This is a genomic window from Hymenobacter norwichensis DSM 15439, from assembly GCF_000420705.1.
GTDB lineage: Bacteria > Bacteroidota > Bacteroidia > Cytophagales > Hymenobacteraceae > Hymenobacter > Hymenobacter norwichensis.
Genome location: NZ_ATVL01000014.1, coordinates 54,384 through 69,012, shown reverse-complemented (window position 1 = coordinate 69,012; position 14,629 = coordinate 54,384). Strand labels below are relative to the sequence as shown.

Annotated in this window: 7 protein-coding genes; 2 read left to right on the top strand and 5 right to left on the bottom strand. The window is 58.2% G+C overall.

The genetic code is table 11. The features are described from left to right. Window positions 1-540: 540 nt before the first annotated feature. The 5 genes from G536_RS0125130 to G536_RS0125110 form a co-directional block, all read right to left on the bottom strand. Window positions 541-1,950 carry an alpha-amylase family glycosyl hydrolase gene (locus tag G536_RS0125130; protein ID WP_022826375.1) on the bottom strand — a complete coding sequence of 470 codons (1,410 nt, stop codon included), beginning with the start codon at window positions 1,948-1,950 and terminating at the stop codon, window positions 541-543. Between the two features lie 49 nt (window positions 1,951-1,999). Continuing rightward, complete coding sequence (locus tag G536_RS0125125; RefSeq protein WP_022826374.1) at window positions 2,000-4,108, bottom strand: glycoside hydrolase family 97 protein; 2,109 nt, start codon at window positions 4,106-4,108, stop codon at window positions 2,000-2,002. Between the two features lie 332 nt (window positions 4,109-4,440). Further along, on the bottom strand, window positions 4,441-6,072 hold the full coding sequence (locus G536_RS0125120) for a RagB/SusD family nutrient uptake outer membrane protein (RefSeq protein WP_022826373.1): 1,632 nt from the start codon (window positions 6,070-6,072) through the stop codon (window positions 4,441-4,443). A 21-nt stretch (window positions 6,073-6,093) separates the two neighbouring features. Next, window positions 6,094-9,225 (bottom strand): SusC/RagA family TonB-linked outer membrane protein, encoded by a 3,132-nt coding sequence (locus G536_RS29860; protein ID WP_022826372.1) that lies wholly within the window; start codon window positions 9,223-9,225, stop codon window positions 6,094-6,096. 550 nt (window positions 9,226-9,775) lie between these two features. Next, complete coding sequence (locus G536_RS0125110) at window positions 9,776-11,362, bottom strand: DUF6377 domain-containing protein (protein ID WP_022826371.1); 1,587 nt, start codon at window positions 11,360-11,362, stop codon at window positions 9,776-9,778. A 324-nt stretch (window positions 11,363-11,686) separates the two neighbouring features. Between G536_RS0125110 and G536_RS0125105 the strand changes: the two genes are divergently transcribed. Both G536_RS0125105 and G536_RS0125100 read left to right on the top strand, forming a co-directional pair. Next, the gene (locus G536_RS0125105) at window positions 11,687-12,271 is read left to right on the top strand and encodes a hypothetical protein (protein WP_022826370.1); all 585 of its coding nucleotides are present in this window, start codon (window positions 11,687-11,689) and stop codon (window positions 12,269-12,271) included. 142 nt (window positions 12,272-12,413) lie between these two features. After that, window positions 12,414-14,360, top strand: coding sequence for a zinc ribbon domain-containing protein (locus G536_RS0125100; RefSeq protein ID WP_022826369.1), 1,947 nt, complete (start codon window positions 12,414-12,416; stop codon window positions 14,358-14,360). Window positions 14,361-14,629: the final 269 nt, after the last annotated feature.

Below are 14,629 nucleotides of genomic sequence, written 5' to 3'. Positions count from 1 at the left end.
GAGGCCATCGGACCGTTGGCGGCGGGCGCGACTCCGGTTCTTTTGGCTTTCACGACGATCCATTTAGCTTTCCTACTGCCAACAGAGCAAGCGCCGCTTCTGCTTTTAGTCGGGCGGCGCTTGCCTGTCTAGGACTGCCAGCGTTTTTACTGCATTCTTACTAAAGACACCCCCTCTACTTAGCAAGAAGCGTTGGCTGCGCTGGCCACTCGGAAGCCGATTTCCACTCTGCCGTTTTCCATAAGCAATTGCTTGAGCGCAACCGTGGTCTACTGCAAGTCAGCTCATCTTATGCGGTGTGTTTGGAGGTTGCCAGCACTTTCGACATCCAATTCCAATTGCGGGAAGCCCGCCGTGTATTTGATAGTAGCAGCGAGGATGTATAAGTCATCGGGCAGTTTCACGTGAGGCATCAAATGGGTACTTGCTGTGCCGCCAATTCTATCAACAGGTCCTATCTGCCAGCTTCGTCTCCAGTGCTAACGTGTTGCCCGCTATAATAGAATAGGGCTCTACAATAGCCACAACTCTTTTCTTTTGCTACTTCTTTAGCACCAGATAGCCAAACGCCGGCAACACCACCTGACTGCCAATGGTAATGGTACCGCCCTGTAAGGCATTGGTCCAGGTGGTGCCAGCCAGGGCGGCAGGCACGGTGTAGGTGGTAGCGGAGTTGCGGACGTTCACCAGCACAAAAGCTTGGTCGGTGCCGGCGGTTTTGGTGAAGGCGCACACGTTGGTTGTGCTGTAAGCCGTGGGCGTGCCAGCGCGTAGAGCGGGGCTGGCGGCGCGGGCCGCGAGCAGCTGTTTGTAGGCGAGGGTGATGGCCCGGTTGCCGTTCCAGTTCACTTTCACCGTGGTAAAGGGGAAAGTGATGGGCGTGGTCATGCCCACTTCCTGGCCGTTGTAAATCATGGGAATACCCCGGTAGCAAGACGCAATAACGAAGGCCGACATGGCGCCCGCATTGCCCCCGAACAAGCCTACGGGCGTGCCGTCGGAGCCATTTACGTCGTGGTTGGTGATGTAGCGCACCACTTGTTGGGTGCCCGTGGCGCCCACATACTCACTGGTGTTGAGGTTGTCGAACACGGTGGCGGGCTGGTTGTTGCGGTACACGTTGTAGATGCCGCCGTAGAAGTTGAAGCCGAAATTGTAGTCGAAGCCCGAGGCGAAATTGGTGCTGCGGGTGCCCTCGGCCATGAGCAGCAGCTTATGGGTCTTGATGTTGCGCAGGGTATCGTTGGCTTGCTTCCAGAAGTCGTTGGGCTGAAAGTCGGCGTAGTCGAACCGGAAGCCGTCCACGTTGGCCGTGTACACCCACGACTTCAGGGCCGAAATCATTTCCAGCCGCATGGGCGCGCTGTTGAAGTTGAGTTGGGCCACGTCGTTGTAGGTGGTGCCGTTATTGGAGGGCGACATGATATTCCCGGCTGCGTTTTTCTGGTACCAATCGGAGTGAGCAGTAATCCAGGGGTGGTCGAAGCTGGTGTGGTTGGCCACCCAGTCGAGCAGCACAGTCAGGCCGCGGGCGTGGGCAGCATCCACTAAGGTTCGCAAATCGGTGAGAGTACCAAATTCCGGGTTCACCGCCCGGTAATCCTTCACGGCATACGGCGAATTCACCGATTTGCTGTCGGTGCCAATGGGGTAAATGGGCATCAGATACAGCACGTTCACGCCAATGGCCTTAATGGAATCAAGCCGGGCCGTGACGCCCGCAAAGTTGCCGGCTTGGCTGAAGGCGCGCATGTTCACCTGGTACATCACGGCATTCTCGCGGTTGGGCACCCCTGCGAAGGGCGCGCCGTACTGCGGCGGGGTGACCGTGGTGGGGTTGGGCGGCGTGGGCGTGGGCGGCTGGGGTACGTCGGGCTTGCAGCTACCTACCAGACTAACGGTGAGCAGGAGAACAGTGCTTATTTGGAACAGGTTGCTACGAACAGACATGGTGGGAAGGAATAATGGGCGTGAAATTCAGCGTTGGAATTAAGCGCTACTACTTGATGGGTTTGAAGCTCACCGCTGCCCCGCCGCCGGGCGCCAGCTGCAAACTCAGCGACGACCGGCTGGTAACTACCTGCCGGGAAATGCGATAAGCCGCGGGGTTTTTCTGCCAGTCGGCGCCTTTGTCATCGGCGTAGATGATGGCTTCGTAGCGCTGGCCGGGCGTCAGGAAATCCAGCTTCACGGGCTGTTTCCGGGCTTGCTCGTCGGTGATGCTGCCCAGGTACCACTCATCCTTGCCCTTGGCTTTGCGCACGGTGGTGAGGTAGTCGCCGGGCTCGGCGGCCAAGATGCGGGTGTCGTCCCAGTCCACGGGCACGTCTTCAATGAACTGAAAGGCGTCGAGGTGCTCGTTGTAATTTTCGGGCAGGTCGGCGGCCATTTGCAGCGGCGAGTACAGCGTCACGTACAAGGCCAATTGCTTAGCCAGGGTGCTGTGCATCTGGCGTTTGGGTTCCGCCGCGGCGTAGCCTTGCAGCTTGAAGATGCCAGGCGTGTAGTCCATCGGGCCGCCCATGTAGCGGGTGAAAGGCAGGATGGTTTCGTGCTCGGGGGCACTGCCGTCGGCAAAGGCGTTGAACTCGTTGCCCCGCGCCGACTCGCAGGCCAGCCAGTTAGGGTAGGTGCGGTGCAAGCCGGTGGGGCGCACGGCCTCGTGCATGTCCACCATGATGTGGTGGTCGGCGGTATTTTGGGCGGTGCGCACGTAGTGGTTCACCATCCACTGGCCGTCGTGGTGCTCCCCGCGCGGGATGATGCGGCCCACGTAGCCGGTTTTCACGGCGGTGTAGCCGTGCTCGTTCATGAAGCGGTAGGCGGCATCCTGGCGGCGCTCGTAGTTGGTGGCCGAGCCCGAGGTTTCGTGGTGCATAATGATGTTGACGCCCTTGCCGGCGGCGTAGCGCTGCAACTCCTGCACGTCGAAATCGGGGTAGGGCGTCACGAAGTCGAACACGTCTTCCTTCCAGTTGCCCACCCAGTCTTCCCAGCCCACGTTCCAGCCTTCCACCAACACGCCGGGGATGTGGTGCGCGGCGGCAAAGTCGATGTAGCGCTTCACGTTGGCGGTGGTGGCGCCGTGGCGGCCGTTGGGCTTGAGCTTGCGCCAATCGGTGCCGGCCAGCTTGATGTTGCTGCTGTCGGAGTAGTTCCAGGACGCGCGGCCTACTTGCATTTCCCACCACACGCCTACAAATTTCTGGGGCTTAATCCAGCTGGTATCGGGGAGCTTGCTGGGCTCGTTCAGGTTCAGAATCAGCTTGCTGGCTAGCACGTCGGGCGCTTTGTCACTCACCACAATGGTGCGCCAAGGCGTGTGCTCGGGCGCTTGCAGGTAGGCTTTGGCGCCCGAGCCGGTGCCGTCGGGCACGAGCTGACTGCTTAAACTGAAACGTTTGGTGTCCACGTTCAGCATCATGGCCGGGTAGTTCACCAGCGCCGCCTCGTGGATGTTGACATACAAGCCGTTATCCGACTTGAGCATGAGCGGCGTTTGGATGCGGTTGGCGGGGGCCTTCAGCTCGATGGCCTTAATGGGCGTGGTGTTCACCTCGCTCACCCGGCTGGTGGTGTAAGCGTACTCGTTGGAGTCGTAGTCGCCAGGAATCCAGAACGCCTTGTGGTTGGCGGGCAGGTTGAACTCGGTGTGCTCGTCTTGCACCGTGAAGTATTGCAGGCCGGTCTGGCGCGGAAACTCGTAGCGGAAACCTACCCCATCGGCAAACACCCGAAATACCACGTCGAGCTGGCGGCCGTTGGCGGCGGGTTGGCGCAGGTGCACCGTGAGCTGCTGGTAGTGATTACGGATGTTTTTCACCTCGCCCCACACCGGCTGCCAGGTTTCATCCACGTCCTTGGTTTCGCTGCCGGTGAGTACTAGTGGGCCCTCGAAGCCCTTGCCATCAGCAAAGCTCAGCCCCAGGCGAGAAGGCTTAATAACCGTCTTCGGCCCGAAGGAAACGGCGTACGTGGGGTGGCCATCAGCGCCCACCGCAAACGTCAAACTAACTTTATTGAGGCGCGCCGTTAGGGGAGCAGTGGCTTGGGCTTCAACCTGGTAGGCAGATAGCAGCAGGAGCCCCGCCAGCAAAAGTTTTCTCATGAAGGTGTGTATCAAACGTAGCCTTGGCTCTGGAAGCAGCGCCGCAGGCTATTACTTTAAAATCAGGTAGTGGTAGGGCTGTCACGTGTGAGCTTTTGGCGGGGTGGCGGCCTGTACTGCACACCGTATTCGGTACCTGGTAGCTTGTGAGGGTACTTGCTCTTTGCCGTCGGTTTGAGTGAAAGCGCGGCGTGGCAGAAACAAGAGGTTTAGGACTTAATGCCTGGCATCACTCAACAAGCTGGCACCTACATACCGCTTGGGGTCCCCACCCTGAGTGCCAGACACTAAGTCCCGAACCAAATAGGTGTTCTCGCCGGTTGTGCGGCGCTTTAATAGCCCGTGTTTTGCACTAGCGTGGGGTTGGCTACGATGTCGGTGGAAGGCAGCGGATAGAGGTTGAACTTGGCATCTACGCTTTGGCCATTACGGATCCGGCCTTTCCAGGGCCACAGGTAGCTGGCGCTAGTGAACTGCCCAAAACGCACCAAATCAGTGCGGCGCGAGGCTTCCCAGTAAAGCTCCCGAGCCCGCTCGTCGAGGAGGAAGTTGGGTGCGGACAGCTGGGCGGCGGTAATGCGGCCCGCGGTGCTACCGCCGGTATTGCCGTAAGCCCGGTCGCGCAGGGCATTCACATAAGCCAAGGCTTGCGCTTGGTCGCCGCCCGTGCCGCCGCGCAATACGGCCTCAGCGTACATCAAATACACGTCGCCCAGCCGAAACAGCGGAAAGTCGGTGTCTGCGAAGATTTGCTGCGGATCTACACCATTGGCCCCGGTAGAGGTCTTGTTTTTCCATTTGGTCACGCCGTAACCATCCGAAAAAATCGTTAGGTCGTTGATTTCCAGGTTTTGGCCCGGCGTGAAGAACATGGCCCGGCGGTCGGCGCCATTGGCCGGAGCGGGGAATAACAGGGGCAGATTCTTGCGGGTGCGGTTGCCGGCCCAGCCGCTGTTGATGCCAAAGTCACTGGTTTGCATCTGGCCGCCTACGGCAGCGTGTATTAGGTAGGTGGTGCCCCCGTACACCTGCGAAACCAGCCCGTCGGAGGTAATCGGGAAGATGATTTCTGAGGCTGCCGTTACGTTGTTGTCGGCCAGAAACAGCAGCCGATACTCCGGGGCTAAGCGGTAGCCGCCACCGAGTATTTTGTTGCAGTACGTGAGGCAGTCGGTGTAGCGCTCCGTGCCGGTGTACACCTGGGCATTCAGGTAGAGCTTGGCCAGCAGCGTCCAGCAGGCACCCTGGTCGGCGCGGCCGTAGGGTCCCTGGCGGGCCGCAGTCAGCTCTGGCTCAATGGCTTTCAGCTCCGACTCGAGGTAGGCAAACAGGTCGGCGCGGTTGATTTGCTTGGGCAGGTTCTTACTTGGCGCGTCGGCTTCGGTCACGAAGGGCACGTTGCCGTACAGGTCGATGGCATGGAAGTAGGCCAGGGCGCGCAGAAAGCGAGCCTCGGCGCGGTACAGGCGGGCTTTGTCGGCATCGGCGCCCGAAATGCCGCGGCCACTGAGCTTGTCGTCGGAGGTTTCCCGGATGAACTCGTTGCACGCGGCTACCTCGTAGAAAATGCGGGTGTAGCTGTTGTTGATCAGGTCGTTGCTTGACGTCCAGCTGATGGTGTTCAGCTCTTGGAGCGGGCCGCTGTTCCAAGCCACGGCGGCTTCGTCGGTGGGCAACTCCTGCAAGTACCAGTAAGCTCGCAGGTACGAAGTTTCGCCTTCGTCCTTGCCCTGCCCGGCAAATACATCGGGGCTACCCGAGTTGCCCGACAGGTTGAAACCGGCGTACAGTTTGGCCAGCACCTGAATGTGGTTGGCCGGGTCGCGGTACACCGACTCGGTGTTGAGGTCGTAAAACGGCTCCCGGTCGAGGTCCTTGGTGCAGGCCGTGAGGCCCCCGGTGAGCAAGGAAGCGGCAAAAGCAAAGGCGAGGCCGCTGCGGCGCAGGTATGGGTGGAATTTCATGGAAAAGAAGCGTAGCAGCGGTTAAAAATTCAGGTTGGCGCCCAACGTAACGGTGCGGGGCAGCGGGTAGAAGTTGGTGTCGATGCCGGTGGCGCGCTCCGGGTCGAGGCCGGAGTAGCCGGTGAGCAGCAGCAGGTTCTGGCCGGCCAGCGTCACGTTCAGGTTGGTGCCTTCCTTGAGCAGGTTGCCGAAGCTGTAGCCCAACGTCACGTTCTGGAGGCGTACAAACGAGGCATCTTCCAGGTAGATGTCGCTGAATGTTTGCCCGGTTTTGAAGCCAGTATTATAAATGGCTGGCACCACGTTGGCCGAGTAGTTGAGGCCGGTATTCAGCCCGTAGTAGTTGCTCTGGCCGCCGGCAATACCGTTGTACACGTACCCCCCGATGTTGGAGCGGAGCGTGAAGGCCAGGCTGGCTTTGCCATAGCTCAGGTTGGAGCTGAACCCTAGAATGGCCTTGGGCGCCGGCGACTTGCCGTACACCTTGTCCCGCTCGTTGATAACGCCGTCGTTGTTTTGGTCCACGTACTGCGTCACGGTAGGGCTGGCTGTGGGGCCTTCCAGCGGTTTGCCGTTCTCGTACTTCTGCTCGTATAAGAAGAAGGTGTTGGGCGCGTGGCCCACGGCATTCACTTGCACAAACTGGAAGTTGCCGATGCCGCCCGTAGGCGTGCCCAGGTAGGTGGGGTCCACCACCTGCGAGAGTTTGGTGATTTCGCCGCGGTTCTTGGTGGCATTGAAGTTCACCGACCAGTTCAGCTTCTCGCCTTGCAGCACGTTGTAATTCAAGGCCAGCTCCACGCCACGGTTTTCCAAGCTGCCGATGTTAGTGAGCAGCGTGTTGGAAAGGTTGGTGCCCGCCGGAATTGGAATAACGGCCAGCAAATCAGAGGTTTTGCGTAGGTACACGTCCAAGGAGCCAGTCAGGCGGTTCTCGAAGAAGCCGAAATCCAGGCCTGCATCATACGTGGTGGTTTGCTCCCATTGCAGGTTCTGGTCGTAGGCGGCGGGCCGCAGGGTATACACGGTATCCTGGCCGAAAATCTGCCGCACCGACGGCGCCCCGATGCTGTACTTGGCCAGGTAGGGGTAGTCGCCGGCCACGTTGGTGATGTCCTGCTGGCCCGTAATGCCGTAGCTCACCCGTAGCTTCAAATCCGATACGGTTTTCGACTCCGCTAGAAACGCCTCCTGGTTGACTCGCCACGCTACCGAAGCCGCCGGGAAGTAGCCCCAGCGGTTTTCCGGGCTGAAGTGCGAGGAGCCATCAGCCCGCAGCGTACCCGTAAACAGGTACCGGTCCTTGTAGTTGTAGTTCACCCGCCCGTAGTAGGAAAGCAGCGTGTACTGCGTCTTGAACGGGTTTTGAGCGGGGTCGAGCGGTGACACCCGGTCGCCGTTGGCTTTGTAGCCGAAGCGGAATGGCGTGTAGGTGTAGAAGTCCTGGTACGAGTAACCGGCCAGGGCTTCTATCCGGTGGTCGCCGAGCACCTTGCTGTAGTTGAGGTAGGTTTCCAGCAGCTTATTGTCCTTGGCCTGCCGGTACGAGTTGTTCAGGCCCTGCGTGGAAAAGGCAACCGACGACGCGGCCGGAACAAAGACGGTGCCGCCGCTGCGCGCCACGTCGTAGCCCACGTTCAGGTTGGCGTGCAAATCGGGCAGGAAGTGCAGCTTGTAGTCCAGTTGCACGTTGCCGATGCTGCGCAGCACGGTGCTTCGGTCACGCTTGTCGTTGAGCAACGCCAACGGGTTGCGCCCGGTCAGCGGATTCGGAATGGCCCCGTCGCGCCACTCGAAGTAGCCATTAAAACCGTCGGGGCCGGTGCTGTAGATGGGCTGCGTGGGGTTGAAGCGGATGGCACCGCCAATGGCGCCCTGGTCGGCGAAGCGGTAGTCGGCCCAGGTACCTTTCACGTTCACATCCACCCGTAAGTGGTTGTCGAATAGCCGGGGCGAGAGGCCGATGGAAGCCGAGTTGCGCTTCAGGTTGCCGGTCTTGAGAGTGCCGTCCTGGTTGAGGTAGCCCACCGACAGGCGGTACGGCACGTGCTTGGCGCTGCCGGTCAGGCTGATGTTATTGTCGGTGGTCCAGGCAGTTTGGTAGATGGCGTCCTGCCAGTCGGTGTTGGAGGTGCCCAGATACGCAGTATTGGTGGGCGCAATGGTGCCGGCCGCCACGGCTTGGTTGAGCAGATTGCGGTAAGCGTCGCCGCTGAGCACGTCCACTTTGCCGTAGTTGGTGGCCCGCGATACTTGGGAACTGACGTTCACGCGCATCTTCTCGCCGTCCACGCCCTTCTTGGTGGTGATGAGAATTACGCCGTTGGCCGCCCGCGAACCATAAATGGCCGTGGCGGAGGCGTCTTTCAGCACCGTAAACGTTTCAATATCCGCCGGATTCACCAACGACAGCGGATTGCCAGCCCCGTTAATGCCTTGGTTGTCAACGGGTACACCATCAATTACGATGAGCGGGTCGTTGCTGGCGTTCAGCGAGGAGCCGCCCCGAATGCGAATTACGCTGGCCTCGCCGGGCGCCCCGCCGCTGGTAGTTATCTGCACCCCGGCCACCTTGCCCTGCACCAATTGCTCGGGCGAGGTAACCTGTCCTTTCACAAAGTCCTTGGTAGTTACGGTGGTTACCGAACCAGTTAGGTCTTGGCGGCGGGTGGTGCCGTAGCCGACTACCACGGCTTCATTGAGCAGCGTAGTGTTGTCGTTGAGCGTGGTAACGGCCACCGAAGTGGCTTGTCCGTCTTGTGCCGTAACCGTCACGCGGCTTGAAACCAGGCCTACCGACGAAAACACCAGCGTGTGTGGCCCCGCCGGCACATTGGCAATGGTATAAGCGCCGTTGGCATCGGTGGAAGCGCCGAGCGTGGTACCTTCCACAATAACGGTAACGCCGGGAATACCCTCGCCCTTGGCATCCACTACTCGCCCGGTCAGGGTACCACCCGCCAGCATTTCGGTGCGGCTGGCCCACAGATTAGGAGTCGTAGCATGGTTGGGGCCAGTAGCAGCTAAGAGCAGATGCAGACCGTTGCTGGGAGCAGCCAAAGCGGTGCTCATCGCCAGGCCGCCCAGCACCGAAGTCAGCACGGATTTTCGCAAAAGCTGGGGCGTAATAGAGAGAGGTAGCGTGTGCAGCATGAGGGAATTTTAGGTGAGTAACAGTGCATCTTGTAAGCCCAACCCACGTTCCCGATTAGCCAAGTAGCGGAGCACTTTGCAGTGCCTTGTAGGACCACCTTGCTAATGGCGGACCAGTCCTGACAATCGTTTGCAGCAGGGTTGGAAAGCAAAACTAGAGGCACTGCTATTCACCCAGAATTTGTCAAACCACAGTATGAAAAATATAAACCGTGTTAGGATCTATAATATTGATTTATAGATCCTTGTAAAACAAAAGTCCACCTGAAATATGGATTCGATATGGCCTTTATTGGAAGTTATATCGTGAAAATAGAGCCATTTATGCGGCCCATTTCTTCTTAAATCGAGTGTTGGCTGGCGGCCCATTACACCTGCCTGGCGGCCAACATGGGGTGGGCAAACCAGCCTTTTGTTTTGCCGCATGGCAAGCCCTGGCAGTGCTCGTGCGGCACGGCTAATAATGAAACTGAATTGAGTGGCCCCCTGGTTGCTACCCCCGAAGGGGTGCGTCAAGCACTGCCAACAGCACCTACAATAGCGCTGCCACTCACACCGCCTGAATGGCTTGGATGCGGGCCTCGAATTCGTCGTTGGGCAGGAAAGACCGGTTCTTCACCCGAGTCTTGTAGGTGTAAATCGTGTTGATGGAGTAGCCCAGCATTCGGCTGATTTGCTCACTGTCGTTGATGCCCAGCCGGATCAACGCGAAGATGCGTAGCTCGGTAGTAAGCAGGGAATCTTCCCCGAGTTTGATGCGCTCCTCTTCCCGAAATAAAGCGTTGAACTGCGCAATGAAATTGGGAAACAGCCGCAGAAAAATTGAGTCGAACCCTTTTAGCAGTTCGTTGCGCTCATTCTTGATGTTTACGCTGTCGATCAACTTCTGCACGCTGGCGTATTGCTTGCTGCTCAGCAGGTTATCGAGCCGCTTTTTGAGAGCCTCTATTTTGTCGATGTACTGCGAGTTGTTGTGGAAGTAAAACCCGATGTACTCCTCCTTGATCTTGTTGGCTTCGTTGAGGTCGTCGTTCAATTGCCGGAGTACGTCGTTGCGGGCCTGCAACTCCTGGTTGGCAGCAAAAATCAGCCGGTCGGCTTTGCGCACCTTCCGGAGCTGCTTAACGCTAATAACTGCAAAGCAGATGACCACGCCCGCCAGTAAGGTCATGATAATAGCGTACGTTTTCAGCGACTTACGCTGGTTCTCAATGATATTGATTTTCTGGCCTTCAATGACGGAAGAAACGTGGCTAATCTCGATTTGCCGCTGCCGGGCCTTGTAGAAGTTGGCTTCCTCCCGCGCTTCCTTGATAAAGGTGTAGGCATTTTTTAAGTCGCCCTGGCGGTAGCAATAGTCGGAGAGCTTGAAGATGGCCGTGGTTTCTTTGGTAGCCGTTTTCACGTCGGCAATGGCCGATACTAGCAGCAACTCGAATGCCTTTTCCGGCTGGTCAGCCAGTTCATACAAATATGCCGTAGTGCTGGCACTCACCGCCAATTGGTGCAGCGTGAGGTGCGGCAGCCGCTGCACTTGCTGATACAGCGCCGCTCCAGCAGCCTGGTTGCCCGTTTTCTGCGCCCGGAACCCTTGCACCGATAGGTAGTCGTAGGAGCCAGGCTGGCAGAACTGCAAGGTGGTATCGGCGTAGGCCAGCGCCTTGGCGTAGTAGGCCGGCCGATAGGTCTGGTCTTGGTTGAAGTCGCCTAAGTCACTGTAGGCACGGGCCATCAGAAAGTAAAAGCTTTGCTTGTCTTCCTTGCTGAGCTGGCTCGGGTTGATGCTGTCGAGCGTTTCAAAAGTTTCCTTGAACAAGCCCGAAGACAGCAGCACGAAGGATAGCTTGAGTTTGGCCACTTCCTTTTTCTCGGGCTGCTGCAATTGGTCGGCCAAACGAATTAGCTTCTGGCAATACACGAAAGCTGAATCATACTTGAAAGCCTTGTACTCCTCGTAAATGCGCAGCCCCAACGCGAATTTAGTGTCGTCGTTTACTTGGCGCGAGGCAAATTCGGTGGCGAGTAGGCGGATGCGGTTCCAGCGTTGTTCGTCGTAGGTCTTCTTTTGAGTGAGTGCCTGGTTGAGCTCCGTGAGCAAGCTGTCGGACTTATTCGTGCTGGCTATAGCTGGTGGCAAAGCCCCCAGCAGAAGCCCACAGAGAATCGAGAAGAATACTAGTAACCTCACTAAGTGGGAAGAATGAGAATGGAGCAGACCTGTTACCAAAAGTAGCAAATAGCTGAGTGCCCAACCCATCAGCAAATAATTCAGGCAGTGAATAAAAAAGAGAGAACTTTGCCGCCAAACGGATTAGCAGTAGTACTTTCCTGCGTTGGTTAAGCCGGCTAGGCTTTAACCAATCCGCTACGCTTGTTGCCCCAACCCAGCCCGACAGTTGGCGTAGGAGCAGAAAATGCATGGGCTACCAGCTACTATCCTTCGTTCTCTTTATTAAACTCGATGAATCCGGAATTTTCGCGTCTAGAACGGGCCATCCTATTAGCCAAAGGTCTGAGTGAAGAGCAATTAGCACAGCTAACCGAAATAGGCGTCGGTAGCCGGGCGGACTTTAGCCTCATCGGCAATGTGGTAACGCTGTTAGAACTGATGCCTGACCTCGACCCGGCGGTAGCCGTTCGGGTGCTGGAATGGGCGGTGCCTACCTCCGTTGCGGCCGCCGACACTAACGCAAACCCAGCCGTCCATGTCGCCCCTCCGCCTACTATCGTGGTGGAGTCGGCGGACGTGGTGCACTGCGCCAATTGCCACGCCAAACAACCCAAAGACTACACCCCCGGCGATTTGTGCATCAACTGCGGGCGGCAAGCCGAGCCCATCGAGCAATGCTTCTGGTGCGGGTCTAGTGGTCCGGGCAAGCGCTGCCGCAACTGTGGAGCCCAGTTCGTGCCCACCTCCCTCTTGCCCCTAGCTATGCTACTGCGCCGTGACGGCCTCTCGAAAGACGACATTCCGCGCCGCATTGCTGAAGCCAGCGACGAGGAGAAAGAGCAACTCTGGGGCCGTGTGCGCCGCGCCCGGATGTAGGTAAATGGCACGCGTTTAAAGGGCAGCTTATGCGCAGTACTCGCCCAGCTGAGTTACTCACTCAGATGCAAAGCCTCGACTTTGCGGCCATGCGCATAGCCTTCTGTTTTTCCTTATTCTGTAGCTTTTCCACTCTTCACCTATGCGTGTAAGCTGTGAAGTCTGCCAGCAGGTGCAGCCGCCCTACTGGCAGCCCGGCGATTTGTGTGTTACCTGCGGTAGCGCTGTTCGGCGCGAGCACCGTTGCTACTGGTGCACCCACCTAACGCCAGCAGGCAACTTCTGCCGTCACTGTGGTGCCACGCAAGTGCCCGATGAGCAGTACGGCGCCGGCCGCTGGCTCAAGCACTTGGGCTCCGACCAGTTCACTATCCCCGAGCGACTGCAAGCTTTCGACTCCGCTCAAATTGAACACTTCACTCGCCTTTATCAGCGCCACGCCGCCGTAGCCGACCGCCACATCGACGACTTGGCCCTAGCTGAAAGCTTTACCCGGCACCGGGGCTGGGCCCGCTCGCTGGAATCCAGCCTGCTGCCCCTGCTGCCCCTGCCTGACGCCGAACTGGCTGCTCTCACCCTCCCGCCCCGGCGGGGAGGTAGCGACGCCGAGCAGCTAACCGAAATCCGTGAGGTCTCGCCTTACCAGCTCACTCGGATCCTGGCCGCCTTAGCCCGCTTACGACTCTGGCAAACCCAAGGGGAACTCACCCGTGCCGACGTGGCGCCTGACCTAGAGCTGCTGCTCAGCAGCGTGCCACCCGAGGGCGAGTTGGGTATTGAGTTTGCTTTGACACTTAGTCACTGGCGCCTGAGCACACCGCCCGGGGGCTTGAGTTTGCAACAGCTTACTGCCGCCGGGCTAGCCGTGGCCGCGCAGGGGGCGTTTGCCCTGGAAGCAGTGGTCAACCAGGGTCTGTTTGAGGTGCTGAGAGGGAGGCCCCAGCCAATACCTCTGGCTGCGCTGGCTTCGGAAGACCCTGATTTGGCGTTTGCCGCGGCACTGGCAGCCCCAGCACCTGAGCCGCTACTAGCGGCCTTGCGCGTGCCGGCCCGGCAGTACGCGGCGGCCCTGCTTCTTACGCGCATGCAGCTAGAATTCAATGCCTTGCCTATATTGGAAGCCCTCAACGAAGACGAAATCGGCCAAATTCTGCCCTACATTCGTTGGCAGGAGCGGCCGCGCCCCGATTTACGGCCTTTCCTCTATCGGCTTGCTACCGGCAAACCAGTGCAGCCACTCATCACCTACGCCCGTGAGCTGCTATTGCTTGATTTGCAGCCTGGCGATGCGTTGCCGTTACTACGCGCTAATCCCTGGCCCGATTTTATCAACAAGCTGCTTGTCAGCCCCTTGCTCGACCCCAATGACCGACTGGCCGTGTGCCAAGAATTAGTGGCGCGGGGCGACTTTAGCACTTCGCGCATTTCGGGCCTCACCGCTCTTATCCAAGCCGATGTACTGCCCATCGACTTCGTTCCGACTACCTTTGCCACCCAAACGGCTACCTCGCGGCAGGGCTTACAGGCGCTGGCAACCTGGCAACTGAACCGACACACTGTGCAGACGCTGGGTCCACTAGTAAGTTTCCTGCGTCAGTTGCAATGGCAGCCTAACCACCCCGATGCCTACTGGGCCCATTCACTGCTCGCTACTTGGTACGCCGGTAGTTCCGACGGCCACCGGCCTGAACTGAACTTTCCTACGGCCGTTGCCACCTTATATTTCACCTCCTACCAAGCATTTATCGAGGAGATGGTGTTTATTTTGGAGCATCCGGAGGCACTACGACACCTGACCAGCAGCTATACCTTCCATTCTCCCTTGCGAGCCGTGCGTCAGATTACGGACCCCGTCTTGGTAAATGAGCCGCTGGCTCAACTGCCGCCTACCCTGCGTTTGCGCCTGCAAGCTGGCTTGGTTTCTTTAGTTAATGATCAAGGCGACTTCTCCGCCGTACAGGGTGCTCTGCACCTGCTCAATTTGATGCGGCGCCACGCCCCCTGGCACGCAACCATCCTGCACGACTTCACCCAATTAAGCGGCAGTTATTACAGTGACGAGGTGCAGCGCTTACTAGCCCAGGAATGAGCTTTATAGTAAAGTAAAGAATAGTAAAAAGCCATTTCTACCTCGCAGAAAAGGCTTTCTCAAGGAGAAAGAAAGCGACCGAGTCGAAGGTTTTTCCTGTTCGTTTAACAACACGATGGTGATTACAACGCGGCAAAGTCTATTAAACAGGGCCATACAACGGTACCGGCGCGGATAGGGAAAGTAGTAGTGTTATCCGTAACCAATCAGGATGCTAGCCGCGTGACGAGCATGACCTGCGTTGTTGCCAACGACACGCCCAATAATAA

Coding starts and splice junctions, on each gene's coding strand:
- G536_RS0125130 (WP_022826375.1), bottom strand. CDS start 1,950: ATGTCTGTTCGTAGCAACCTGTTCCAAATAAGCACTGTTCTCCTGCTC.
- G536_RS0125125 (WP_022826374.1), bottom strand. CDS start 4,108: ATGAGAAAACTTTTGCTGGCGGGGCTCCTGCTGCTATCTGCCTACCAG.
- G536_RS0125120 (WP_022826373.1), bottom strand. CDS start 6,072: ATGAAATTCCACCCATACCTGCGCCGCAGCGGCCTCGCCTTTGCTTTT.
- G536_RS29860 (WP_022826372.1), bottom strand. CDS start 9,225: ATGCTGCACACGCTACCTCTCTCTATTACGCCCCAGCTTTTGCGAAAA.
- G536_RS0125105 (WP_022826370.1), top strand. CDS start 11,687: ATGAATCCGGAATTTTCGCGTCTAGAACGGGCCATCCTATTAGCCAAA.
- G536_RS0125100 (WP_022826369.1), top strand. CDS start 12,414: ATGCGTGTAAGCTGTGAAGTCTGCCAGCAGGTGCAGCCGCCCTACTGG.